Below are 24431 nucleotides of genomic sequence, written 5' to 3' on the forward strand. Positions count from 1 at the left end.
ATGACGGATTCATTTAAAAACAATTCAGCAATTGGACTGCTCTACGAAACGGGTAATTCACCCACCGTAAGCGCTAAAGGGTTTGGAGAATTGGCGGATGAAATTATTGCCCTAGCTAAAGATAAAGGTATTTTAATCCATCAGGATGAAGCACTTGCAAATACACTTTCGAAATTAGAGCTTGGCGAAGAGATCCCTAAAGAGCTTTACTTTGTTATTGCTGAACTGATTGCTTTTTCATATGTGGTAAGAGGGAAATTCCCGCCCGGATGGCAGGACTTTCAAGGGAAGCTCAATATAAAAGCATGAGCCAATATGATAAAAACAAAAAAGGCGCTAAGCGCCTTTTTGTTTGTGTAAAGAAAATAACAGTTCTGCTTCGGCGCGGGGTAATTCACACTCGCGAATAACCTCATCTAAATCAGCACCTAGCTCAACCATTTTTACCGCTCGAGAGTATATTTTAGCATCAGGGTCATCGTATTTTTGAGCAGCTTGTTGCTGTATCAGCTCTTGGTTTTGTTGTTCTACCTCAAGCACTCGTTTACCAATACTCATTAATCCAGTTCGTAACTCAGAGACTTCGCTACGTAAAATATTAATCTGCTCTGATGAATCTTTAAATTGCTGTAATTGTGCGCCAAGCTCATTCGCATAACGCTTTTTAAACATCACAATTAACAGCAGCGAGAATAGCCCAAATGCCAAACCCGCAATTGCAATACCAAGTAATAACATAATTTTATGTAGAGAAGCTTATATATCGCTTAACTCATCCCATTCGTCATCACTAAGTAGTTTATTTAAATCAACCAGAATAAGTAGCTCATTATCGCGGTTACATACACCTTGAATAAATTTAGCACTTTCTTCAGTACCCACGTTTGGAGCGCTGTCAATTTCTGAGCTACGTAAATACACGACCTCAGACACGCTATCGGCTAAAATACCAATTACTTGTTCTTCAGCTTCAATAATCAAAATACGTGAATTGTCGGTCGCTTCAATGTCAGGTAACCCAAAGCGAGAGCGAGTATCAATAACGGTAACAACATTACCACGCAGGTTGATAATACCAATCACATACGAAGGCGCACCTGGGACAGGAGCAATTTCGGTGTAACGTAGTATTTCTTGCACTTGCATTACATTTACGCCATAAGTTTCATCTTCTAGCTTAAACGTAACCCACTGTAAAATTTCATCATTATTATCTGCATTTTTTTTAGCTGACAGTAATTTATCTTCACTCATGCTCTTACCTCGTAATGGTCATTACTTGTGACGGCTATCTAAGCCCTTCTCTAATAGTGCATTTAAATTATTAACATCTATTAAAGCACACATTTTTTCTTTAATTACTCCAGCAAGCCATGGGCGCTTACTGTCATTTGTACGCCATTTTACATCTTCTTTACTCAATGTAATGTTATTTATTAGTTTTTCTGCTAATAAACCCCACTGGCTATCACCTAAAGTGATTAGATATTGATAATTTAAAGATGCCTCTAACTGCTCATCATACTTTTCAGGCATCACCCAGCGTGCGGTATCAACAACATTGAGCTTTTCTTCTCGGTTGATCATGACACCTTTAAACCATTTAGGTTTACCAAATAAATGATTCACCTCTCCAAGCTCATGTATGCCGCCTAACGCTTTTAATGGCACTGCTAAAGTGAGTCCTGCTACTTCAAAAAATAATGCTTGAAATTCACCATCAAAGTATTCTGCTTCATTACCAAGTGCTACATCATGTTCAGTTTCAAGCTGCTGCACTTGGTGAGAATCTATTTCTACATTCGTTACCTGCTCATGGCATTTTTCAACCTCAACAACCGGCTCAACTACCGATTCAACCTGAAGTGGTTGCTCTTTTTGCTCTTCATACGCTACCTGCTCAAGCAATTTAGCAACAGGCTCAAGGTCTTTCGCTGGTACGTCATCAGATAATAACGCCCCTAAATACTGAGTGACTACTTTTTCATTAGCAAATAATTGCTTACTCATTTATTAACCTTGTTTTATTAAATATTCGAGCAATGCTTTATAAGCATAGACTCCACGGGCATTAGGGCAAAAATCAATAGGCACTTTTTGCGCTAAACTCGCATCTCTAAATTTTGTATCAACAGGAATTACACCTGGCCATACTTTTTCTTTGTACGTATCTTGTAATGTTTTATAGGCTTCAAGTGACGCTTTGGTTCGCTTATCATACATAGTTGGAATTATAGTATATTCATAGCTTTTCGCTTGCGAGGTTTGCATTAATTCCATAGTACGCATCATTCTATCAAGCCCCTTAAGCGCTAAGAACTCAGTTTGTACTGGCACCAGCACTCTTTCACAAGCAGCAAGGGCATTGACCATAAGTACCCCTAAAACGGGCGGACAATCTAAAATTGCGTAATCGTAATGCTCGCCAATTTTAGCCAATGTTTTTTTTAAAATCAGGCCCATCCCCGTTTTATTACCCATACTACGGTCAAGTGTAGCAATCGCCATTGTGGCAGGTAAAATATCAAGATTTTCTATAGTAGAAGGGCATAATGCTTGCAATATTTCCTCGCTTTTCATGCTCGACCCGCGACTGAAAATATCGTAAACACTGACCTCTAAATCTTCTGAATCAATGCCAAAGTAATAAGTTAATGATGCATGTGGGTCGGTATCAATCAGTAACACTCGCTTACCTTGAAGCGCAAGGATGCCAGCAAGACTAACCGCTGTAGTGGTTTTACCTACCCCTCCTTTTTGATTGGCTACTGTCCAGATTTTCACATTACATCCTAATTACTGTTCATTACGCGTAGTAACACGAATACCACCATGCTCTAAGCGAATTATTTTTATTGTATCGTCTTGAGTAGGCAGCTCAACTTCAGCTGGTTTAATAGCTTCAGGAAGTTGCTGCTCAGTATCCTCATCCGCTGACTCTAAAACCAAGCCGTATTTGGAAAGCGCAATCACCACTTTGCGGTTTGCAGCCCGCCCTGCTTCGGTATCATTATCGGCAAAAGGTGAGTATTGGCCATATCCCTCAATTGCCATGCGCGCAGATTGAATACCTAAGCGCTCTAATTCAACTAATATTGATGTTGCACGTGCCACCGACAACTCCCAATTAGAGCGAAATATTTCATTGCGAATAGTTTCGTTATCTGTGTATCCCCGCACTCTTATATAGTTATCGACAGGTGCGATTATTGCTTCAATCTTTTTTACAACGTCTTTAGCTTGGTTATGCGCAACGGCACTACCGCTGGCAAACAACAACCCAGAATTAAGTTCAATAACCAGCCAATCTTGACTAAGCTCTAAGCTTGCATCGCCACTACGTATTTCATCAATGAGTGACGACTGTAGTTTGACCAGTAAACTGTCGAGTGGCTTACCTAAGTGACGCTGGCTGATATTGCTATTATCACTTTGGCCATCGAGCAATACTGGCCCTTGTTCTTGTTTTTGAATACTTTCGCCATATAAAACTTCAGCCTCGGGAGTCACTCTTTCAAGCAACAAAGCATCGCCGTTTACTCCCTTACCTTGCTGAGAAAATTGTTTAGCTGACTTATCAAAAACATGCTCAAGAGAGTCAGATAAAACTTGTATATTGTCTTCTTTGTTTATTGCAATAGCATACAATACAACAAAAAATGCAAACATAATGGTCATGTAATCTGCATAAGAGACTAGCCAACGCTCAGTATGTTGGCTTTTAACGTTTTGATGACGTAAGCGACGGCGAAGCATAACCGCTAATGAGCCTGTAATATAGGACGTTCAACGCGGTAAGCTTCAAGCTTTAATTCTATATTAATAGGGCTCTCGCCTTGGCTAATGGCAATAACGCCTTCAGCTAGCATTTCATGGTAAAGCATTTTTTGCTCAACCCGTTGCTTTAATTTGTTGGCCATCGGCAAAAACAGTAAATTAGCTAAACCTACACCATATATAGTCGCAATGAATGCAGTGGCAATACCCGTTCCTAATTGCTCAGGATCGTTAATAAACGACATAGCTTGGATCAGTCCAAGCACAGCACCTAAAATACCAATGGTTGGGCTGTAACCTCCCATCGCTTCATACACTCGGCTAGCTTCCAGCAATCGTTCTCGTTCAAGTAATAAATCAATCTCGAGAGTATCACGAAGCTTTTGATCTGAGCAGCCATCGACTAATAAACTCAGTCCTTTAGTGGCATAAGGGTCAGAGTGAGTAAGTGCTTCGTTTTCGAGCGCTAAATAGCCCTCTTGGCGGGCTTTATGCGACCAGCGCTTTACTTGTTCAATCGTATCTTCAATATCGTGGTCATCAGTAACAAAAACCCAATGAGTAATACTAAGCATTTTCTTAAATGTATTGGCTGATGTTTGCAGCATCACTGCTCCTAATGTGCCGCCTAATACGATAATAAGTGCAGGCCCATTAAACAGAGCAGATACCACACCTCCCTCTAAAGAATAACCGATTGCAATAGCACCTAATGCAACCAATAATCCTAAAATAGAAAGCTTATCCACAGCCAATCTCTCTTTTTAAACGCGCAGCAACATCATGAAGACCTATGCTTTCACTTGCTAATCCTGCACTTGCTACTGCTTGCGGCATACCATAGACAACACAGCTTTTTTCATCTTGAGCCCAAATTGTAGCGCCAGATTGTTTAAGCATACGAGCACCATCACGACCATCCGCGCCCATACCAGTCAAAATAACGGCAAGTACATCACCTTGGTATGCTTTTGCTGCACTAGCAAAGGTTATGTCAACACTAGGCTTATAGCTTACTCGTTCATTTTTATCTTCAAATACGCGTAGTGTTCTGTTTGAACCCCGTCCTTCTACCATCATTTGCTGCCCACCTGGTGCTAAATATGCACAGCCAGGTTGAAGCCTATCGCCTTGCTGTGCTTCTTTTACTTTAATTTTGCACAAGCTATCTAATCGGGTTGCGAACGCAGGTGTAAATGCCGCAGGCATGTGTTGTATGAGTAGTATTGGGTGTGGGAAATTAGCAGGTAACTGAGTCAATATAGTTTGCAGTGCAACCGGTCCACCTGTTGATGTGCCAATAGCAACTAATTGGTATTGCTTACCACTAGCACGTGTTGATGCGCTACTTGAAGGCGTTGGGCTTGCACTTTTAAAGCTACGATCAGGTTGCACTATAGGCTTGTTAGCAAAGCGCTCAGAAGTGCCTGGCGCTGGTTTAAGACTTGGAGCAGCAGGCGCTCTGGTAATTCTACCAACACGCTGGCGACCTATTTCCTTAACCTTATTTTGTAATAACTTAATTGCATCGTCGTTGTTACGTGCGATATCTTCAAACTTTTTCGGTAAAAAGTCCATCGCACCAGCATCAAGTGCATCTAAGGTAGCAGATGCCCCTGCACGCGTTAACGATGAGAACATTAAAATAGGAGTGGGATTACTCGCCATTATCTCTTTAACTGCGCTAATGCCATCAAGCACAGGCATTTCAACATCCATGGTGATCACATCGGGTCGTAGTTGAGCTGTTTTATCGACAGCTTCTCGACCATTTACAGCGAAACCTATAACTTCAATGCCGCTGTCTTGTTCAAGTATTTCACTCACTCTGCGGCGAAAAAAGCTTGAATCATCAACTACTAAAACTTTAACAGCCATTTCGCTCTCTTATTCAATGAATGGGTAGGCATAAAATGTATGCCTACTTTTAATTATCCAGCGTAATGCTTTAACATATTTGGCACATCTAGGATCAGTGCAATACCACCATCAGAGGTGATTGTTGCACCTGCCATACCTGGCGTACCTTGAAGTAATGCGTCTAGAGGCTTAATTACCACTTCTTCTTGACCAATGAGCGAGTCAACAACAAAACCCACTTTTTGAGTTCCTATTTGCACAATAACCACATGACCTTGTGCTTTTCGATGACCTCTATCGGCGCCTTTAATGAGCCAATGTTCAAGGTAGAAAAGTGGAATTGATTTTTTACGAACAATTATAGTTAGCTGGCCATCAACCACATTGGTTTTTGTTAAATCTAAATGGAATATTTCACTCACACCCGCCAGCGGCAACGCAAAGGTTTGTTCGCCAACTATTACCATTAAGGTAGGCAGTATCGCTAGAGTAAGTGGCACTTTAATTTCTAAAGTAGTACCAACACCCATTTCTGATTTGATATTCACCGAGCCATTGAGTTGAGTGATTTTTGTTTTAACCACATCCATACCAACACCACGGCCGGAAATATCTGAGATCTCTTCTTTTGTTGAAAAACCAGGTGCAAAAATAAGATTATACGCTTCAGTATCAGAAAGACGACTCGCTTGGTCGTGATCAAGCACCCCTTTACTAATCGCAATCTTTTTAAGCTTTTCAGCATCCATACCGGCACCATCATCTTGGATGGTAAGTAGAATATGATCGCCTTGTTGAGAAGCTGATAAGGTCACAGTACCCGTTCTAGGTTTACCCGATGCTTCACGAACATCTGGCATTTCAATACCATGGTCCACTGAGTTGCGCACTAAATGCACCAATGGATCTGCCAATGCTTCTACTAAGTTTTTGTCTAAATCAGTGTCTTCACCAACAAGTAATAAATTAATATCTTTTTGTAGCGTTCGTGCTAAATCTCGAACTACACGTGGAAAACGGCCAAACACTTTTTTGATTGGCTGCATTCGCGTTTGCATTACCGCACCTTGGATATCAGCAGTCACTACATCTAAATTAGAAATAGCTTTGCCCATAGCCTCGCTGTCAGAGTTTGTTGCCAGACTCACCAAACGGTTTCGCACAAGTACCAGCTCGCCTACCATATTCATTATTTGGTCTAAACGTTTGGTGTCAACACGAACCGTTGTTTCTGCCGGTGGAGGCGCTGCTTTTTTAGGCGGCGCGGCCTTGGCTGGCTGTGGAGCAGGCGCCGGCTTAGCAGGCTCTGCCTTTGGTACCGGTTTCGGTTCAGGTTTTGGTACAGGTTTCGGTGTAGCAGCAGGTGCAGACTTGTTTGCGGCTACGAGCTCAGGTTTACTTGGCGGAGCCGATGCTTCTATAGCTTTAGGTGCACCTTTGCCATGTAATTCATCTAGCAAAGCTTCAAATTCATCGTCACTTATTTCATCATCGCCCGCGCTTGAGTCACTATTTTGTGAATCTACTACAGGAGCTGATGGTGCTTGCTGTGGTGTACTTGCAGTGCTTTGAGTAACTTCGCCAAAACTACCAACACCATGAAGCTCATCTAATAAGCTATCAAATTCATCATCTGTAATATCGCCATTTACATCACTGTCGCTTGATGGGGATTGTTTTTCTTGCGTGGACTGGCCTTTACCATGAAGCTCATCAAGAAGACTTTCGAACTCATCTTCAGTTATTTCATCAATCTGAGAGTCTGAGCTACTACTATCTGGGCCGCTAAATAATTCATCAAATGCGAATGGGTCTTCTTCAGAATCATTGCTAGGTTGTTCTACAGCGGCCTCAGGTTCTACTGATGGGGTTTCAACAGAGGCTGTATCTTCCTCAACTACAGCATCGCCGGCTAGCTCTTCTGCCGTCGGTGGTTGTCCAAGCTTATGAAGGACTGCAAGTAACTCTGGATCAGCAGGTTCTGGCTGGTCACGATTTTTAATTGTGGCAAACATTTCATTAATGGTGTCGAGCGCTTGTAAAATTACATCCATTAATTCAGAGTTAACTGTTCTTACACCTTGGCGCAATAAATCAAACACGTTTTCAGCACCATGACATGCATCAACAAGCTCTGTCATTGCCAAAAAGCCGGCGCCACCTTTTACAGTGTGGAAACCACGAAATATTGCGTTTAGTAGTTCAGTATCATCTGGGTTGTTTTCCAGTTCTACTAACTGTTCAGATAAAAGCTCAAGGATTTCTCCGGCCTCTACTAAAAAGTCTTGTAAAATATCTTCATCGACTTCAAAGCTCATGCAGTACTCTCCTATTAGAAGCCCAAACTTGATAATAGATCATCAACTTCATCTTGATCAGATACAACATCATTACGCGATTCTTTATCAATAATAGGCCCTTCAGGGCCTGCTAGTGTTTGTGCAACAATGGAATCTTCTGTTTCTTCTGGTTGTTCGGTCTGTTGTGTTGGCTCAACCTCACCTTGTGCTGCAAATGCAGTTAACAAGTGGATCAAGCTTTCTTCAACTTCACGCACAAGTTCAATAACACGACGAATAACCTGACCAGTTAAATCTTGATAGTCTTGAGCCATCAATACATTGGTCATCAACATCTGCAACTCATCAGTTTTATGATGAGAGCTGTTCATAAACTTATCAATACTATGACAAAGTGACTTAAACTCACCAAGCTCAATTTCCCGGTTCATTAACCGATCCCACGTTGGCTTGATATCAGAAATTTCGTCAGCAATTTCTTGCGCTAAAGGTAAGCTAGCTTCAACTGCATCCATTGTTTTATTGGCTGCATTCTCAGTCATTTCCATGACATAGTTGAGGCGTTTCTTAGCATCAGGGATGGCATCAGTGGTAATGTCTGTTAAGCGCGTATCTAACTCGAAACTCTTTAAAGCTTCATGTAATTGACGCGTTAACTTACCTACCTCAGCAAATAACTGTGATTGCTCTTGTGAAGCTGTTTCTAAAATTAACTGATTCGCTTTATCTTGCTCACCATTTTCTAAAAAAACAACCAACTGGCGAGCTTGTTCTAAAGTAATCTGAGGCGCAGCAGGTGCTGACATAAGCCTCTCCCTCTCATTAACCTAAGCGTTCGAACACTTTTTCTAATTTAGTCTTCAATGTACCTGCAGTAAATGGTTTAACAATATAACCATTAACACCTGCTTGGGCCGCAGCTACTATTTGTTCTTTTTTAGCTTCTGCTGTAACCATTAAAACAGGAATATGCTTTAATTTGTCATCAGCTCGAATTGCCCTCAAAAGATCAATACCTTGCATGCCTGGCATATTCCAATCTGTTACAACAAAATCAAATACTTGATTTTGCAACATAGGTAAAGCAGTTGACCCATCATCCGCTTCTTGAACATTGGTAAAACCTAAATCGCGCAACAGGTTTTTAATAATACGTCTCATTGTTGAAAAATCATCAACAACAAGAATTTTAATGTTTTTATCCAAAACATCCTCCAGTGAGGCCTGAACCTTTATTTACTTACTTCTAGTTTATCCAGTCATTGATTTTTGCTTTAAGCTTAATCATCGCCTGACCATGTATCTGACTTACACGCGACTCACTAACATCGAGTATATGCCCAATTTCTTTTAAATTCATTTCATCGTTATAGTACAAAGAAAGCACCATTGCATCTTTTTCCGGTAACGACTTTATCGCATTGAGTAAAGACTCATTAAACCGTTCATTTTTAACATTATTGAAAGGTTTGTCTAGTGCTAAATCTTGGCCATGAGGTGTAATCACATCATCGTCAATACCAAGGTCCTCAATGCCCAAAACTTTGCTTACATTGACATCATTTAAAATATGATGGTACTCATTTAACGAAATTTCAAGTTTTTCAGCCACTTCACTATCTTTAGGTTCACGATTTAAACTGTTTTCAAGCGCGACTATCGTCTCTGCTACTAGTCTACTTTTTCTGTGAACTGAACGTGGAACCCAATCACCTCGTCGCATTTCATCTATCATTGCACCACGAATACGAATACCCGCAAAGGTTTCAAAACTCGCGCCTTTACTGGCATCGAAGTTTTTTGAAGCCTCTATTAAGCCAATCATACCTGATTGAATTAAATCATCTAGTTGCACACTGGCCGGTAAACGAGCAATTAAATGGCATGCCACTTTTTTGACTAATGAGGCATGCTTTTCAACAATCATATTTAAATTCTGTGCTGACTGATATCCCATAGCTCTATTCACCGGTATTGTCATCGTTAGTTACTAACTAGCTTCTCAATAAAAAACTCTAAATGACCCGAGGCTTGACTAGGTGTTTGCCACTTAGTAATTTTTGTCGCCAGTGTTTTAAAAGCAATCGCAGCAGGAGACCCTGGAAAAACTTCAACTATCACTTTTTGGCGACGCGTTGATTTGCGCATATTCTCATCATAAGGAACTGTTGCAACCAACTCCATGGTTATATCTAAAAATCGGTCGGTTACTTTTGATAGTTTAGCAAATAATTCCTGCCCTTCACGTAAGCTACGCACCATGTTGGCAACAATTTTAAATTTGATTACGCCGTGTTCACGGCTCAGTACTTTAATTAGTGCATAAGCATCAGTAATTGAGGTTGGCTCATCACATACCACCACAACCACATCTTGTGCGGCGCGAGAAAAGCTCAATACCATGTCAGAAATACCCGCTGCGGTATCCACAATTAAAATATCAAAATCGGTGTTAAGCTCGCTAAATGCACGGATAAGTCCGGCGTGCTCTGAAGGAGATAGCTCAACCATGCTTTGCGATCCCGATGTTGCAGGTACTATTTTTATGCCTGCGGGGCCTTCAACTAAAATATCTTCGAGTTCACATTCACCTGATAAAACATGAGACAAATTGCGCTCTACACGCAGTCCAAGCATAACATCACAATTAGCTAACCCTAAATCAGCATCTAATACCAGCACACGCTTGCCTTGTTGGCCTAACGCGATTGCCGTGTTAAGGGATACGTTTGTTTTACCCACTCCACCTTTGCCGCCGGTGACAGCGATAACTTTTACGCCGTTATTATTATTGTTGCTCATTTTGCGAAGGCCGCTTGCTTGATCTAAAACTGTGTTAATCATACATCTCTACTGTGTTCGACGCCACTGATTGGTGTCTTGATTGTTGTGCTTTTATTCTTTTTAAATACAATTGCTCAGCTTTTTTTACTAGTTTTTCAGCATTTGCCACTCTGATATCTTCTGGTACTCGCTGACCATTAGTAAGATACCCTATTGGGAGACGATTTTGAATCGCAATACTAATAATCTCACCTAAACTCAATGACTCATCTAACTTAGTAAAAATACATCCACTAAGCTGTACTTTTTTAAAGTGCCTTACTGTCTCTTGTAATACATTGATTTGCGCTGTAGCACTTAATACTAAATAACTACGTATATCCACACGTTGATTACGCATTAAGGTATTAAGCTGCTCAGTTAAGCGTAAATCTCGCTGACTCATTCCTGCTGTATCAATTAAGACTAGACGTTTATTTCGTAAATGGTATAAAACTTCTGCTAATTCATTTGCATCTTTAACTTGTTTTACGCCACAGCCAATAATTCGACCGTAAGTTGCTAGCTGCTCATACGCACCAATACGGTAGGTATCAGTGGTAATAAGCGCGACTTTATCAGCACCATACTTTTGCGCACCTAATGCAGCTAATTTTGCAACTGTGGTGGTTTTACCTACCCCTGTTGGGCCGACTAGAGCATAAACACCACCTTGGCGAAGAATTTCGTTGTTAGTGGTTTGCATTTGATCTTCAACCATATTCAATAAGGCTTTCCAACCTTGTTGGCGAGATACATCATCAGGTACAAAGCATGCCATCTGCTCAGCAACGTCTTTATCTATTCCCATACCCACTAAACGGTCAATCATGCATGCACGGGTTGGATCGCGACGTGCCATATCTTGTTGCATTAAACCTGACACTTGATGTTCTAGTAATTGACGAATTGCGTTCATTTCTTCGCGCATGGTGCTTATATCACTCGACTCGTTTTGCATCGTTTGCTGACGCGGTGCACTCGGTGAGTCTAAATCGTCAAAACCACTGTCTAAATCATCAAAACCTAAGCTATCAGCTTGAGTACGAGGACGTGCAGGCGCACTTTGTTCACGTTCAAACATATTTTTAGGTCGAGATTGCACAGCTTCTTGTTCTTGATAATGGCCAGAAGTATCAATACCTGATTGTGAAAACATTGACGCAAGCTCTGCTGAACGAGGACGGGGAGATTGACGTTCTAATAAAGCTTGTAAACTGTCTGCCACCTTTGCTTGTGGCTTAGGTTGAGCACGCTGTGGCTCTGGTTTTACAAAGTTATGTGAGCTCTGGGTATGTGCAAATGAAGCACTTGCAGCTGGTTGGCTTTGAGGTTGCTCTGGCGCTTTTGTCGCGGCTTTGTCGTAATCAACAGCAGCAACAATTTCAACGCCATTAGCTAGTTTCTTATTTGACATAATAACCGCATCAACACCAAGCTCTTCTTTTACTTCTTTTAGTGCGGTGCGCATGTCTTTAGCAAAAAAACGTTTAATTTTCATAATTCAAACCCCTTTAAAATCTTATTGTTGGCCTACAGAGCTGACAATCTTGATCTGTCTTTCATCTGGTATCTCTTGATAAGACATCACTCGCAATCCTGGAATGGTGTATTTAACAAATCGAGATAACACAGTGCGTAACATTCCTGACGTTAGCAATATTGAAGGTTCACCGGCCATTTCTTGATTTTGATGTGCTTCATTCAATGATGTTTGAAGTCTATCAGCAAGTCCTGGTTCTATTCCGGCACCTTCATCACCTGCATTTTGAAGTGACTGATGCAACATCTGTTCCAACTCAGGCGCCAAGGTTATGACAGGGATTTCAGAAGACATACCAACAGCATCTTGAACGATTAATCTACGCAACGATATTCTCACTGCAGCCGTTAATACATCAGGGTCTTGGCTACGAGGGCCATACTCAACAAGGGTTTGAACAATCGAACGCATATCTCGTATTGCTACCCCTTCATTTAATAAGTTTTGTAGTACTTTAACGATGGTGGTCAGCGGTAATACATCCGGTACCAGCCCTTCAACTAAGCGAGGGTGGCTTTTACCTAACATATCTAATAAGTTTTGTACTTCTTCGTGGCCAAGCAATAATGCGGCGCTATTTGTGAGTAACTGGCTAATATGAGTGGCCACAACGGTTGCTGAATCAACTACGGTATAACCTAAAGATTGCGCTTCATCTTTTTGATCTGGTTTTATCCATACCGCATCTAAACCAAATGCAGGGTCTGTAGTTTCAATGCCTTTGAGCGGGCCAAACACTTGGCCAGGATTAATTGCCAGTTCATCGCCGTGTTTAAGCTCACCCTCACCACTTGATACACCCATCATGGTGATGCGATACGCATTTGGGTCGAGCTCAAGATTATCGCGGATATGCACTGGCGGCACTAAAAAACCTAGCTCTTGAGATAGTTTTTTACGCACCCCTTTAATACGGTTTAATAGCTCGCCACCTTGTGATTGGTCTACTAAAGGAATTAACCGGTAACCCACTTCTAAGCCAATAACATCAACTTGCTGTACATCATCCCAACCCAGTTCTTTTTGTTCTTGTTTAGCCGCAATTCCGGTACCTGAGGCTGCATTTTCAGCTTCTTCGGCTTCAGCAGCTGCTAATTTAAGTTTGTTTTGCTGCGTGTAGTATGCAAGGTAACCTAAAAGCGCCCCTAAACTTAAAAATGCAATATGCGGCATACCTGGGACTAAACCCATAGTAATGAGGATACCAGAGGCAATAAATAACGATTTTTCGTTTCCTAGCTGCTGCTTAAACTGATCGCCCATATTGTGCGATTCATTTTGACGCGTTACAACAATCGCAGTACCAATTGAAAGTAGTAATGAAGGTAATTGCGCTACTAAGCCATCACCAATGGTCAATAGTGTATACACTTCCATGGCACGGGAAAAACTCAAATCATGTTGGATCATACCAACAAATAAACCACCTACAATATTAATCACTAAAATAACGATACCCGCGATAGCATCGCCTTTTACAAATTTACTAGCACCATCCATAGAACCATAAAAGTCGGCTTCACGGGTTACTTCATCACGACGTTCTCTGGCTTGCTCTGCACTAATAAAGCCAGCATTCATATCTGCATCAATCGCCATTTGCTTACCCGGCATAGCATCAAGGGTAAAACGTGCTGACACTTCAGAAATACGCCCTGCACCTTTGGTAATTACCACAAAGTTTATGATAATTAGAATCAAAAATACCACTAAACCCACGGCGTAGTTACCACCAATCACCACCGAGCCAAATGCTTCAATTACCTTACCAGCAGCATCACCACCATTATGACCCTCAAGTAGTACCACCCGAGTACTGGCTACATTAAGTGCTAAACGCATGATCGTGGCGATTAACAACACAGCTGGAAACATACCAAATTCAAGCGGCTTCATGGTATATACGGTGACCAGTAATACTACTAATGCAAGCGCGATATTAAACGAAAATAATATATCAAGCAGAAATGGAGGCAGGGGTAAAATAACCATGCCAAGCGCAGCTAAGACTAAAAGCGGTGTACCAACGCCCTTTGCATATTCTTTTTTATCTTTATTAAGTTGTTGTAATACCGCTTTAAATTCCATAACTCTACAATTTCAAAAAATTGACACTACGCTGAAATTGCAATAACTATTCCAAGTTAGTTGGTTAGCGGTTAATACTTGAATTCATCGGGGATTGGCAGTTTTTTATTAAGCGCGACAGGGCGTTTTCCACGGCCTTTTTTAAACCGTTTAAGTTGAAATACATAGGCAAGCACTTGAGCAACAGCAGTAAATAGCTGATCGGGAATTTGATCCCCTACTTCAGCAGTATGATAAAGCGCTCGCGTTAAAGTAGGCGACTCAACAATAGGCACTTCATTACCTAAAGCAATTTTACGAATTTGCATAGCGAGTTCGTCAACACCTTTGGCTAGTACAATAGGCGCTCCAGCTCGCTCTGTGTCGTATTTTAAAGCCACTGAGTAATGAGTAGGGTTGGTAACAATAACATCGGCATCGGGAACATCCTGCATCATTCTCTTTTGCGACATTTGACGTTGGGTTTGCCTGATACGCGCTTTGATTTGCGGATCACCCTCAGAGTTCTTATATTCATCTTTTACTTCTTGCATCGTCATTTTAAGCTGTTTGTTATGGCTATAACTTTGAAATGGCGCATCAATAGCTGCAATAATAATTAAGGTGCAAGATAACCCTAAAAACATCCAGGCTAATATTTCCAAAGCATGCACGATATTGCCTGGCGCACTTTCTATACTTAAATGTAATATTTCATCAAAATAAACATTAATTAAAAAGATAGCGAAAGTTGCCACTAGGCCAAACTTTAATAATGATTTAAGTAGTTCAATAGCCGCTTGCGGGCCAAACATCCGAGTAAAACCTTTCATTGGCGACATTTTACTGGCTTTGGGCGCAGCTGCCTGCCAGCTAAAATTAAAGCCGCCAAGCATGGTGTTACCAATAAACGCAGCGAGTACAATAATAAGTACAAACATCGACATAGGAAATAACAGTACGTCGGCCACCTCCCCCCACACCGCAAACATTTTTGTGGTGTCGTAGGTTTCATTGCGATTAAGACTAAGCATTCTGCCCATAATTCGGTACAAGCCTTTGCCAATTTCAGGGCCGTACATTAATAGAGAAATAGCAGAAAAAATAAGTACAAACATAGTACCTAGCTCTTTAGAGCGCGCTATTTGGCCTTTCTTTTTGGCATCATCAACTTTTTTGGGCGTGGGTTCTTCGGTTTTTTCTTGTCCTGAATCTTCAGCCATTACGCTCTCCTAAGGGGAACAACCAACTAGAGTACACATTAGCTCAACCATTTTTAGCCATTGGAACTCAAACTGAGTGATAAAGTTACCGAGGGTAGCCCAAATAATAACGAGCCCTGCCACTAAGGTAAACGGAAAGCCTATAGAGAAGATATTTAACTGTGGGGCAGCACGGGTCATGATGCCAAATGACATATTAATTACAAGCATGGCCGTTAATGGCGCTAACGAAAGCACTAGTGCAGTGGTAAACATCCAACCACCCCATGTCACTATGTCCCAATAATGATCAACCGCCCACCAATTACCATCAATTGGCAATACCTGAAAACTATGTACCACCATTTGAATCATCATTAAATGGCCATTAAATACAAAAAATAACAAGGTAGCTAAAATGAGGTAGAACTGCCCTACAGCAGGTACACTCATTCCATTTGAGGGGTCAACAACAGACGCAAAACCTAGACCAGTTTGCATAGCAAGGATTTGCCCGGCTAACACAAATGTATTGAGTAGTAGTGTGGATGCAAAACCAATCGCAACGCCAATCAGCATTTGTTGTAGCACCACTAAAACCATTTCAAAAGAAAATAAATTAGTAAATGTAGCGGGAGGTAAAACAGGCACAACTAAAAATGTGACTACAACAGCCAAGCCCATTTTAATTCGAGAAGGGACGTTTTTGGCGCCAATACCCGCCATTATCATGATCATTGAGCTAATACGCACCAGGGGCAGTAAAAAATCACTTAACCATTGAATAACAACGGAAAATGGGAACTCCATCGTTAACCTGCTATTTCGGGTATAAGAAGCACTAAGCGATTAAAAAAATCCATCAGCTCTTGAGTAAACCAATGTCCACCCACTATTAACGCACTAATAGTAATTAATAGACGCGGTAAAAAGCTCAGTGTTTGTTCATTAATTGAGGTTGCCGCCTGAAATACTGCCACTACTAAACCAATAATTAAACCAGGTACCACAATAGCAGACACCAGCTTAATCACTAAAAACAGGGCTCCACTTAAAATATCAACAAATACTTCAGGTTCCATGGGCGACTCCTAGAGTGATTGGTTCAAAGTAGAAAGCACCACTATGTGCCCAACCCAAAGCTTTTAGCGAGCGTACCCATCACCAAGCTCCAACCATCAACCAATACAAACAACATAATCTTAAACGGTAGCGATACAATCATGGGGGATAGCATCATCATACCCATGGCCATCAACACCGATGCAACCACCAAATCGACAATCAAAAAGGGGATGAAGAACATAAAACCGATAATAAAGGCCGTTTGTAGCTCACTGGTCACAAACGCCGGGATAAGAACAATCATTGGCGTTGCTTCGGGTGAATCAAGCTGATCGTACCCAGCTATTTTTGCAAAGGTTTCTAAGTCTTTTAATCGTACTTGAGAAAGCATAAAAGCTTTCATTGGCTCTTTAGCTAAATCGAGTGCTTCTAGTGATGTTACCTGTTCACTTAAGTACGGTTCGATTGCACGTTCGTTTATTTGCTCATAAATAGGCGCCATAATAAAAATACTTAAAAACAGCGACATACCTAGTAATACTTGATTCGAAGGGGTTTGCTGTAAGCCAATCGCTTGGCGCAAAATAGCCAATACTACAATAATTCGAGTGAACGAGGTCATCATGATAATGGCTGCTGGAATAAAGCTCATTGCCGTCATGATCGCTAACACTTGTAGTGTCACTGAATAGTCTTGCGTGCCATCAGGATTACTTGTGATCGTAAGCGCGTCAATCCCTTCTGCATTAACACCAGGAATGAACACGATGGCAAGAATAATAAGCAGCCATTTGGTCATAATATTAATTCTTTTTATTTTGATTAAGTTGTGGGTTTAACATTTTGCCAAAACGCTTCGCTAATTCTGGTAACTCTTTCTCTGTTAGGGGGGTTTCTAGCTTGTGTAAATAATTAATGCTATGTGGAGTTACACCTAATAGATGCTGTGCATTATCTATCTCAACTACCATCAAGCGCTCGCGTGAGCCTAAAGGGAGGCTGCGAATCACTTTGAACTCATCGTTATTGGTTAAATTTGGATTAAGCTTTTTAACAAAAAAAGCCAACACTAAAATTAACACGACCACCACACCTAACGACATCACCATTGAAATAATGTCTGTGGTGGGTGTTGCAGCATCGGTAGCTGCAAACACAGAATTGCTTAAACCAAGTAATGCTATCATCGTAACTTTTTGATCCGTTCAACCTGACTAATTACATCCGTTAAGCGAATACCAAACTTATCGTTCACCACAACCACTTCACCATGTGCTATCAATGTACCGTTAACTAATACATCAAGCGGTTCACCAGCAACCCTATCAAGCTCAACAACTGAACCTTGGTTAAGTTGTAATAAGTTACGAATATTAATTTTAGAACGCCCTACTTCCATCGAAATAGTAACGGGAATATCTAAAATAGTGTCGAGTTTACGTTTTTCTTCACCGCTGAGCTCATGCTTCGAATCATCCAGCTCATCAAGCTCGGTTACTTTAACCTCTGCACTATCATCGTCAGTTCCCTCAGCTTCAGCAAGTGCTGCTGCCCATTCGTCCATCGTATCTTGATCATCGCTCATACTTTTAACCTTTTAATCAATTACCAGTCTAAGTCTACACCGTTTGAAAGGTGTAAATCATCTTCTAGTTCTGCTAATTCTGCATCTGAATCAATTTTTTTGCCGCCTTTAGTAAAGACATGCAGCTCAGATTTAACTGAATCAGGGCGTTTAATTTTTTCACTAATTTGTAGCGCAACGTTATCGCGTGAGCGACCCATTTTAGCTCTAAATGTTGGCAACTCTTCAACAAACACAGTAATATGCTCTGGCATTTCAACAGGAATAATATCCCCCGCCTTAAGCTCCATAATTTGTTTTAAGCTTAAATCAACTTCAAGTAGCTGAGTCGACAAATCGACTTCTACATCCATTATTTCGTCGCGAAGTGCCTTGCTCCAACGTAAATCGGTATCTTCAGTATCAGACTGAACACCTGCATCCAGTAGCTCTCGAATAGGTTCGAGCATTGAGTAAGGCAGCGCAATATGAAAGTCACCACCGCCGCCATCAAGTTCAATATGAAAAGAGCTAATAACCACTACTTCGGTTGGGCTAACAATGTTAGCCATTGCAGGGTTCACCTCAGAATCAAGATACTCAAACGACACATCCATAACCGGTGCCCATGCTTCTTTGTAATCTTCAAAGATTATTTTTAGCAGCATTTGCACGATACGGCGCTCTGTTGGGGTAAATTCACGCCCTTCAATTTTGGCATGATAACGACCATCGCCACCAAAAAAGTTATCTACCAGTATAAAGACTAAGCGCGCCTCCATGGTAATTAAACCAGTGCCTTTTAATGGGCGAAAACGCACCATATTCAAACTGGTTGGTACAAATAAGGTATGAATATACTCACCAAATTTGATCATTTGCACGCCATTAATTGACACCTCAGCGGTGCGGCGCATCATGTTAAATAAGCTAATTCGCATATGACGCGCAAATCGCTCATTAACAATTTCAAGTGTCGGCATGCGACCACGCACGATGCGATCTTGCGAAGAGAAGTCATACTGTAGCGTACTTCCCTCACCGTCTTCACCGTCGTGTATATCTTCCTCTTCGACCTCATCAACACCGTGTAATAGCGCATCAATTTCGTCTTGGGATAATAAATCGCTCACACTGACCCCTTATTGCATCACAAAGCCGGTAAACAGTACCCGCTCAATTACTTTACTTCCTTCCACATCCATCATTGCAGCTTGTACTTTATCTAGCGCAGTAAAGCGCAGTGTTTCTTTGCCTACACTGGTGCTTAGTTCATCTGCGGTAGTCATTGAAAATACACTCAATAGCGTACCTTCAATCAGCGGAATATGCTTTTTAGCAGTTTCTTCATTGCCATCTCCGCGCACCAGCAATTGCACTTTAATTTGTACAATTCTATCGCGACTCGCCCCTGGAACATTAAATATAAAAGGTCTTGGCATAGCAACATATAGTGCACTGCCTACCGTTGCCGAGGAGCTTGATGGTTCAGCAGCCACTTCACCACTGGCGGCATCATCTGTTAAAGTTTCTACGGGCTCATCATCACCCGACAGTAAAAAGTAACCAGCTACACCGCCAACAATAACTAATACAGCGGCTATAATTATAATGAGTTTGCTTTTATTTTTACTGACTTCTTCTATTTCTAAATTAGTATCTTCAGCCATTGTATTTCCTTTATTCGCAAAGGTATTTGCTTGTTTTAACTATTATAATAGCAGGACTTAGGCATAGTAATCTATTGATGATGACGTTTGTTGTCCAGAACTATGTGTTTGCTTATCTGGTTGCTCACTATTTGTCTCATCTGAAGAGCTATTATTAGCCATTTGACCTTGTGGCTGACCTTCTTGTTGCTCGTTTTGTTCTGGAGATGAACCACCATAAGAAATGCTGCTTTCACCTAGTTCTAAACCTTGTTGCATTAATAATTCTCTAAGCCTAGGTAATGATTGCTCTAGCGCTTCTTTGGCTTGCTGATTTTGCACTACAAAGTTTATTTGTGCTTGCTCCGCATCACTTCGAATACGAATTTGCATACTGCCCATTTCAGGTGGATCTAAACGAATTTCAGCTTCTTTGTTATTAATGCTTAACATTGAAGTAACGCGCTCTTGTAGCATTTTTGCGGCATCACTTTTAATAATATTTAATGCCTGTAAGGTGGCAGGATCAATGCTCACCTGTTTAGCTTGCGCAGTGCTTTGTAACTGCCCAGCCTGTAAACTTTGCGCTTCAATAATAGCTTGCTCGTAGCCTAAAGTATCGTATTTAGCGATAGTATTAAGCGACGATTTATCGAATATATTAATGATTTGAGAAAAAATCTGTGCAGCACGCGGTGGCATTTGTTCTGCGTTAGTGGCGCGCATACTCTCTTTTTGTAGTACATCAAGCTGTTTAGTAAGCTCCTCAGGCGTTTCGGCTATCGATTTAGAGCTTTCTGATTTTAGCTCAGGTTTTACATTAGCCGACTCTGTACCTTGTTGTGTTTTGGGTGTAACGCCTGCTATCAACGTATTATTAGCAAACAACGGCTTATCTTTGGCACTAGACAAAGTGTCTGCGTTGATAGCAGTTTCTAAATCACTGATAACCCCTTTTAATAAGGTAAGTTCTTTAGTAGGTATAGGCTCGCTTTTAATGTATCCCTGCAACTGATTAAGCAATGCCTGTTTTTCTGGGGTCGTTAGCGTACTTATTTGTGCATTAATGGCTTGTTGAGGAGTTTGCGGTTTCTCGCTTTCGCTAACATACTTACTGAGTAACTGCTTTAAATCCGCTACATTGTCTTTATTAATGGGCTTGCTCATCGCATCTAGCTCAGTAGCAAGTTCACCTTGTTGTGAAGGCGTTAAATTTGCTAAGAGTTTATCAGCTTTTATTGCATTATCATCTTTTGATAACAACGCCAAAACAGACGCATCTATCGATGCTTTAGTGCCTGTAGAATCAGTCGGCTTATCTGATGGTTTTGCAACCGCTTGCTCATTTTTAACAGTCTCAGATTCTCCAGCTGTGGCAGCTGTCGCTATTGATTGAGTACCAAGTGATGAAGAATCAGCCGCAGTTTTGCCCGCTGACTCAGCACCTACAGCATTTTGTGCTTGTAAAATAGCTGCATCATCAACAATTTCATCACTTGGCAAATTAATAACAATAGGTGCAAGCTTATCTTCAGGCTTAATGTTTATTTTGACACCATTTTTGTCTATTAACTCTGCGCCGCCATGAGAGTTATTTTTTACTGAGGTGTCGATTACCTGTGCCGCATTAATTTGCGCCAGCATATCCTCACCGCTCAAAGGCTTCTCTTCGCTAGTTTGCTCTTTTGGATCGGATGGTTCATCTGATGGTTGTTTTTTTGGCGCCTTAACCTCTGCATTTTGTGTATCAGAAGCTTGGTTAGCAAGTGCTAGTTGGTCAAAAAAGCCAGCATCATTACTGCTATCTAATTTTGCTTTATCACTGTCTTTATTAACTAGGTATGAGTCTTGCTCAGATACCGCCAACATTGAAATATCATTCATCGCCATAAATCACCTAATAAAAGCGGCAACAGCCCACCGCACAATCCTAAAAAACATTGCTCTTATAGAACATAAGCAATTAGTATGCCTAACTTATAGTGCTTTATTTCTTTGATAAAATTGATTAGAAGAAAACTCATCTAACATTTTTTGTTCATTCTTAGCCACCAGCATATCCGCTTTTAACTGTTGCTTTTCAATTAGCTTAGCAACCGCTTTCGCTTTAACTTGTTGTTTTAACCATAACGTTTTACGCTGGCTCACGACTTGTTTTGCAGTATTAACGGTACTCGCTTGTTGGCGAGTCGCCTCTTCAATCTTAGCTATGAATGCGTGATACTGGCTAAACCCGGCACTTGATAAGCCCGACTGCCCTTTAATATGAAGTTGCTGAGTATATTCAAGTCGAAAGTCATTTAAGCCTTGAAGCTTTTGCTGATTTAGCTGCAAGTTTTGATTTGCTTGCAAGTAGCTCATGCGTAATGTTTCTTCTTTTTCATTTTCAAGCTTAAGCAGCAAATGTAGTTTATTTTTTGCCATTATGCTTGTCCTAATAATTGTGCGAGCCCTTGTAGGCCATCATCATAACTAATCACGTCACGCATGCCTTGCTGTAAAAATGCGTTCACTCTTGGCATCATGTTTATTGCCTGATCAAGCATTTGGTCACTGCCTTTTTGATAAGCACCCAAGGTGATCATATCTTTATTCTGTTGATACATAGAATATACTTGTTTAAGTACCCGAGCTTGCTGCATATGTGGCTCTGAAACCACTTGTGGCATCACTCGAGAAATAGACTTTTCTATATCAATAGCAGGGTAATGACCGCTGTCGGCTAAATCACGCGATAAAACAATATGCCCATCAAGTATGGCACGTGCGGCATCGGCTATCGGGTCTTGCATGTCATCACCTTCACTCAGTACAGTAAAAAAGGCGGTAATAGAGCCTTGTCCTTCTCCGCCATTACCAGCACGTTCCACTAATGCGGGTAATTTAGCAAATACTGAAGGCGGATAACCTTTGGTTGCAGGAGGCTCACCAACAGCCAGTGCTATTTCACGCTGTGCCATGGCATAACGCGTTACCGAGTCAAGCAGTAACAATACGTTTAGCCCTTGATCTCGAAAGTACTCTGCAATGGTGACTGCACTCTCACAGCCCTTTAATCGCATTAATGGCGAAGCATCAGCAGGCGCTGCCACAACAACTGAGCGTTTACGTCCTTCAACACCCAGTATTTCTTCAATAAATTCTTTTACTTCTCGGCCACGCTCACCGACTAAACCCACTACAATTACATCGGCTTCACTGCCTCGAGTCATCATGCCTAATAGTACAGATTTACCCACACCGGAGCCTGCAAATAAGCCCATACGCTGACCTTGGCCTACCGTAATTACTGAGTTAATAGCGCGTACTCCCACATCCATGGGTTTACTAATGGGGCGTCTTGCCAGTGGGTTTATTGCGTTTTGAGCGAATTTAAGTGTGTGTTCTGCGTTTATTTTCCCTAGCCCATCTAAAGGTCGCCCTAAACCGTCGACAACTCGGCCAAGTAAACTCATACCAACAGGTAAACCAGTGTCATTAACTTGAGGAATAACTCGGGCACCAGGAAGTACACCTGAGATATGATCATTGGGCATTAAATATAAGGTTTGATCATTAAAACCAACAATCTCGGCATCAACAAAGCCGCTCATGGTTTCAATTTTACATTGGCTGCCTACTGGAGCTCGCAGGCCTTTTGCTTCAAGTGTTAAACCAACCACACGGGTTAAAACACCCGCAACCGCAGGGGCTGGGGTTTTAATATGTTGTTGGTATTGAGATAAGCGTTCGCTTAATGAAGTATCGCTCACAGACATTGCACGCCAATAAAAAGTTAGATACCACTATTATGCAAAAAACTATCCAATGTTTCTTTGACACGAGTTTTCAAGGTCATATCTAAAGACGATAGTGTTGTCTTCACTTCACAACCGCCGCGCTCCAATGTAGGCTCTGGAATTAACTGCCAATGATTATCTTCAATAGCTTGCTCGCCATAACTGGTTTTTATAAGTGTTAGGTCTTCTGGGTGAAGATGAATTTTAACTTTCTGTTGCTCTGCATTTAGTGCATCAATGCTTTTTTTCAAGGTATGTAAGATAATATCAGGCGAAGTTTTTATCTCTTGATAAATGATTGCTTCACTGAGCATAGTAGCTAACTGGACTAACTGCTTTTCTGCTTGCTCATCCACTTTTTTAAGTGGATCAGATAAACAATCTAACAAGCTGCGTAAGTGAGTTAACTGCTCATCCATCAAAGGTTTAACCTCTTCTTGACCTTGGGTTTTACCCAGCTCAACACCTTCTTTGTAACCAGCTTCTTTTCCCTCAGTTACGCCTTTATCAAAGCCATCTATATAGCCTTGCTCATGTCCTTGCTTAAGACCTTCCTCATACGCATCTTGGCGAATGCGCTCAAGCTCCACCATAGTAAGAGAAGGTAATTCTTGTTCTTCGGGTTCTTCATCTTGCTCTTTGGCCATTTCTTTATGGTATAGCTCTGCCAATGGCGTACCAAAAGCGGTCGAACGATTGCCAAAACTTCGCTCATCTGGCGCAACATCTGGAATTGGCCAATTTTTTAATAGCTCATCAGCTTCATCAGCGTGTAACGGGCGACCTTTAGAGTTACTCATAA

At 41.3% G+C, this 24431-nt stretch carries 27 protein-coding genes; 1 reads left to right on the forward strand and 26 read right to left on the reverse strand.

From position 1 onward, the window contains the following. Entirely contained in the window at window positions 1-309 is a 309-nt protein-coding gene (locus tag P3J6_RS15985; RefSeq protein ID WP_054201705.1) for an EscU/YscU/HrcU family type III secretion system export apparatus switch protein, read from the forward strand. 27 nt (window positions 310-336) lie between these two features. Here the strand turns inward: P3J6_RS15985 and P3J6_RS15990 are convergent, their stop codons facing one another. From P3J6_RS15990 to fliH, 26 genes are all read right to left on the reverse strand, one after another. Continuing rightward, on the reverse strand, window positions 337-738 hold the full coding sequence (locus P3J6_RS15990; RefSeq protein WP_054201706.1) for a DUF2802 domain-containing protein: 402 nt from the start codon (window positions 736-738) through the stop codon (window positions 337-339). Window positions 739-756: 18 nt separating this feature from the next. Continuing rightward, window positions 757-1254, reverse strand: a complete 498-nt coding sequence (locus tag P3J6_RS15995) for a chemotaxis protein CheW (RefSeq protein WP_008112225.1) — start codon at window positions 1252-1254, stop codon at window positions 757-759. A gap of 21 nt (window positions 1255-1275) precedes the next feature. Then, on the reverse strand, window positions 1276-2010 hold the full coding sequence (locus P3J6_RS16000; protein ID WP_198523533.1) for a CheW domain-containing protein: 735 nt from the start codon (window positions 2008-2010) through the stop codon (window positions 1276-1278). A 3-nt stretch (window positions 2011-2013) separates the two neighbouring features. Continuing rightward, on the reverse strand, window positions 2014-2784 hold the full coding sequence (locus tag P3J6_RS16005) for a ParA family protein (RefSeq protein WP_138605313.1): 771 nt from the start codon (window positions 2782-2784) through the stop codon (window positions 2014-2016). A 12-nt stretch (window positions 2785-2796) separates the two neighbouring features. Continuing rightward, entirely contained in the window at window positions 2797-3756 is a 960-nt protein-coding gene (locus P3J6_RS16010) for a flagellar motor protein MotB (RefSeq protein ID WP_198523534.1), read from the reverse strand. A gap of 5 nt (window positions 3757-3761) precedes the next feature. Next, window positions 3762-4526: a flagellar motor protein gene (locus tag P3J6_RS16015; protein ID WP_138605311.1), complete on the reverse strand. Its 765-nt coding sequence runs from the start codon at window positions 4524-4526 to the stop codon at window positions 3762-3764. Then, the gene (locus P3J6_RS16020) at window positions 4519-5655 is read right to left on the reverse strand and encodes a protein-glutamate methylesterase/protein-glutamine glutaminase (RefSeq protein ID WP_198523535.1); all 1137 of its coding nucleotides are present in this window, start codon (window positions 5653-5655) and stop codon (window positions 4519-4521) included. The genes P3J6_RS16015 and P3J6_RS16020 overlap by 8 nt, the downstream gene beginning before the upstream one ends. A gap of 53 nt (window positions 5656-5708) precedes the next feature. After that, entirely contained in the window at window positions 5709-7955 is a 2247-nt protein-coding gene (locus P3J6_RS16025) for a chemotaxis protein CheA (RefSeq protein ID WP_198523536.1), read from the reverse strand. A gap of 14 nt (window positions 7956-7969) precedes the next feature. Beyond that, window positions 7970-8743: a protein phosphatase CheZ gene (locus P3J6_RS16030; RefSeq protein WP_178956408.1), complete on the reverse strand. Its 774-nt coding sequence runs from the start codon at window positions 8741-8743 to the stop codon at window positions 7970-7972. A gap of 16 nt (window positions 8744-8759) precedes the next feature. Continuing rightward, complete coding sequence (gene cheY, locus P3J6_RS16035) at window positions 8760-9143, reverse strand: chemotaxis response regulator CheY (protein ID WP_138605307.1); 384 nt, start codon at window positions 9141-9143, stop codon at window positions 8760-8762. A 40-nt stretch (window positions 9144-9183) separates the two neighbouring features. Then, entirely contained in the window at window positions 9184-9894 is a 711-nt protein-coding gene (locus tag P3J6_RS16040) for an RNA polymerase sigma factor FliA (RefSeq protein WP_138605376.1), read from the reverse strand. A gap of 26 nt (window positions 9895-9920) precedes the next feature. After that, the gene (locus tag P3J6_RS16045; protein ID WP_138605306.1) at window positions 9921-10781 is read right to left on the reverse strand and encodes a MinD/ParA family ATP-binding protein; all 861 of its coding nucleotides are present in this window, start codon (window positions 10779-10781) and stop codon (window positions 9921-9923) included. Beyond that, complete coding sequence (gene flhF, locus P3J6_RS16050; RefSeq protein WP_138605305.1) at window positions 10774-12261, reverse strand: flagellar biosynthesis protein FlhF; 1488 nt, start codon at window positions 12259-12261, stop codon at window positions 10774-10776. Before flhF ends, P3J6_RS16045 begins: the two co-directional genes overlap by 8 nt. 21 nt (window positions 12262-12282) lie before the next feature. Beyond that, window positions 12283-14391, reverse strand: coding sequence for a flagellar biosynthesis protein FlhA (gene flhA / locus P3J6_RS16055; RefSeq protein WP_054201717.1), 2109 nt, complete (start codon window positions 14389-14391; stop codon window positions 12283-12285). A gap of 71 nt (window positions 14392-14462) precedes the next feature. Next, window positions 14463-15593: a flagellar biosynthesis protein FlhB gene (flhB, locus tag P3J6_RS16060; protein ID WP_010387924.1), complete on the reverse strand. Its 1131-nt coding sequence runs from the start codon at window positions 15591-15593 to the stop codon at window positions 14463-14465. 9 nt (window positions 15594-15602) lie between these two features. Further along, window positions 15603-16382 (reverse strand): flagellar biosynthetic protein FliR, encoded by a 780-nt coding sequence (gene fliR, locus P3J6_RS16065; RefSeq protein ID WP_010387923.1) that lies wholly within the window; start codon window positions 16380-16382, stop codon window positions 15603-15605. 2 nt (window positions 16383-16384) lie between these two features. After that, window positions 16385-16654, reverse strand: a complete 270-nt coding sequence (locus P3J6_RS16070) for a flagellar biosynthetic protein FliQ (protein WP_010387922.1) — start codon at window positions 16652-16654, stop codon at window positions 16385-16387. A 41-nt stretch (window positions 16655-16695) separates the two neighbouring features. Next, window positions 16696-17436, reverse strand: coding sequence for a flagellar type III secretion system pore protein FliP (fliP, locus tag P3J6_RS16075; protein ID WP_198523537.1), 741 nt, complete (start codon window positions 17434-17436; stop codon window positions 16696-16698). 4 nt (window positions 17437-17440) lie between these two features. Continuing rightward, the gene (gene fliO, locus P3J6_RS16080; RefSeq protein ID WP_010387917.1) at window positions 17441-17824 is read right to left on the reverse strand and encodes a flagellar biosynthetic protein FliO; all 384 of its coding nucleotides are present in this window, start codon (window positions 17822-17824) and stop codon (window positions 17441-17443) included. Then, window positions 17821-18222, reverse strand: a complete 402-nt coding sequence (gene fliN, locus P3J6_RS16085) for a flagellar motor switch protein FliN (protein ID WP_010387913.1) — start codon at window positions 18220-18222, stop codon at window positions 17821-17823. Before fliN ends, fliO begins: the two co-directional genes overlap by 4 nt. A gap of 20 nt (window positions 18223-18242) precedes the next feature. Next, window positions 18243-19334 carry a flagellar motor switch protein FliM gene (gene fliM, locus P3J6_RS16090; protein WP_010387912.1) on the reverse strand — a complete coding sequence of 364 codons (1092 nt, stop codon included), beginning with the start codon at window positions 19332-19334 and terminating at the stop codon, window positions 18243-18245. Between the two features lie 9 nt (window positions 19335-19343). Next, complete coding sequence (gene fliL / locus P3J6_RS16095) at window positions 19344-19871, reverse strand: flagellar basal body-associated protein FliL (RefSeq protein ID WP_054201719.1); 528 nt, start codon at window positions 19869-19871, stop codon at window positions 19344-19346. Window positions 19872-19928: 57 nt separating this feature from the next. Next, complete coding sequence (locus P3J6_RS16100) at window positions 19929-21740, reverse strand: flagellar hook-length control protein FliK (RefSeq protein ID WP_198523538.1); 1812 nt, start codon at window positions 21738-21740, stop codon at window positions 19929-19931. 87 nt (window positions 21741-21827) lie between these two features. Continuing rightward, complete coding sequence (fliJ, locus tag P3J6_RS16105; protein ID WP_010387909.1) at window positions 21828-22274, reverse strand: flagellar export protein FliJ; 447 nt, start codon at window positions 22272-22274, stop codon at window positions 21828-21830. Next, on the reverse strand, window positions 22274-23608 hold the full coding sequence (gene fliI / locus P3J6_RS16110; protein ID WP_054201721.1) for a flagellar protein export ATPase FliI: 1335 nt from the start codon (window positions 23606-23608) through the stop codon (window positions 22274-22276). The genes fliJ and fliI overlap by 1 nt, the downstream gene beginning before the upstream one ends. 17 nt (window positions 23609-23625) lie before the next feature. After that, a complete protein-coding gene (fliH, locus tag P3J6_RS16115) occupies window positions 23626-24429 on the reverse strand; it encodes a flagellar assembly protein FliH (RefSeq protein ID WP_198523539.1) in 804 nt (267 codons plus the stop codon). Window positions 24430-24431: the final 2 nt, after the last annotated feature.

Origin of the sequence: Pseudoalteromonas sp. 3J6 (assembly GCF_903995135.1) — a bacterium.
Classification (GTDB): domain Bacteria; phylum Pseudomonadota; class Gammaproteobacteria; order Enterobacterales; family Alteromonadaceae; genus Pseudoalteromonas.

What these genes read in the sequence shown, in the direction of transcription:
- P3J6_RS15985 (WP_054201705.1), top strand. Translation starts at nt 1, where the DNA reads ATGACGGATTCATTTAAAAACAATTCAGCAATTGGACTGCTCTACGAA.
- P3J6_RS15990 (WP_054201706.1), bottom strand. Translation starts at nt 738, where the DNA reads ATGTTATTACTTGGTATTGCAATTGCGGGTTTGGCATTTGGGCTATTC.
- P3J6_RS15995 (WP_008112225.1), bottom strand. Translation starts at nt 1,254, where the DNA reads ATGAGTGAAGATAAATTACTGTCAGCTAAAAAAAATGCAGATAATAAT.
- P3J6_RS16000 (WP_198523533.1), bottom strand. Translation starts at nt 2,010, where the DNA reads ATGAGTAAGCAATTATTTGCTAATGAAAAAGTAGTCACTCAGTATTTA.
- P3J6_RS16010 (WP_198523534.1), bottom strand. Translation starts at nt 3,756, where the DNA reads ATGCTTCGCCGTCGCTTACGTCATCAAAACGTTAAAAGCCAACATACT.
- P3J6_RS16020 (WP_198523535.1), bottom strand. Translation starts at nt 5,655, where the DNA reads ATGGCTGTTAAAGTTTTAGTAGTTGATGATTCAAGCTTTTTTCGCCGC.
- P3J6_RS16025 (WP_198523536.1), bottom strand. Translation starts at nt 7,955, where the DNA reads ATGAGCTTTGAAGTCGATGAAGATATTTTACAAGACTTTTTAGTAGAG.
- P3J6_RS16030 (WP_178956408.1), bottom strand. Translation starts at nt 8,743, where the DNA reads ATGTCAGCACCTGCTGCGCCTCAGATTACTTTAGAACAAGCTCGCCAG.
- P3J6_RS16040 (WP_138605376.1), bottom strand. Translation starts at nt 9,894, where the DNA reads ATGGGATATCAGTCAGCACAGAATTTAAATATGATTGTTGAAAAGCAT.
- P3J6_RS16045 (WP_138605306.1), bottom strand. Translation starts at nt 10,781, where the DNA reads ATGATTAACACAGTTTTAGATCAAGCAAGCGGCCTTCGCAAAATGAGC.
- flhF (WP_138605305.1), bottom strand. Translation starts at nt 12,261, where the DNA reads ATGAAAATTAAACGTTTTTTTGCTAAAGACATGCGCACCGCACTAAAA.
- flhA (WP_054201717.1), bottom strand. Translation starts at nt 14,391, where the DNA reads ATGGAATTTAAAGCGGTATTACAACAACTTAATAAAGATAAAAAAGAA.
- flhB (WP_010387924.1), bottom strand. Translation starts at nt 15,593, where the DNA reads ATGGCTGAAGATTCAGGACAAGAAAAAACCGAAGAACCCACGCCCAAA.
- fliR (WP_010387923.1), bottom strand. Translation starts at nt 16,382, where the DNA reads ATGGAGTTCCCATTTTCCGTTGTTATTCAATGGTTAAGTGATTTTTTA.
- P3J6_RS16070 (WP_010387922.1), bottom strand. Translation starts at nt 16,654, where the DNA reads ATGGAACCTGAAGTATTTGTTGATATTTTAAGTGGAGCCCTGTTTTTA.
- fliP (WP_198523537.1), bottom strand. Translation starts at nt 17,436, where the DNA reads ATGACCAAATGGCTGCTTATTATTCTTGCCATCGTGTTCATTCCTGGT.
- fliO (WP_010387917.1), bottom strand. Translation starts at nt 17,824, where the DNA reads ATGATAGCATTACTTGGTTTAAGCAATTCTGTGTTTGCAGCTACCGAT.
- fliN (WP_010387913.1), bottom strand. Translation starts at nt 18,222, where the DNA reads ATGAGCGATGATCAAGATACGATGGACGAATGGGCAGCAGCACTTGCT.
- fliL (WP_054201719.1), bottom strand. Translation starts at nt 19,871, where the DNA reads ATGGCTGAAGATACTAATTTAGAAATAGAAGAAGTCAGTAAAAATAAA.
- P3J6_RS16100 (WP_198523538.1), bottom strand. Translation starts at nt 21,740, where the DNA reads ATGGCGATGAATGATATTTCAATGTTGGCGGTATCTGAGCAAGACTCA.
- fliJ (WP_010387909.1), bottom strand. Translation starts at nt 22,274, where the DNA reads ATGGCAAAAAATAAACTACATTTGCTGCTTAAGCTTGAAAATGAAAAA.
- fliI (WP_054201721.1), bottom strand. Translation starts at nt 23,608, where the DNA reads ATGTCTGTGAGCGATACTTCATTAAGCGAACGCTTATCTCAATACCAA.
- fliH (WP_198523539.1), bottom strand. Translation starts at nt 24,429, where the DNA reads ATGAGTAACTCTAAAGGTCGCCCGTTACACGCTGATGAAGCTGATGAG.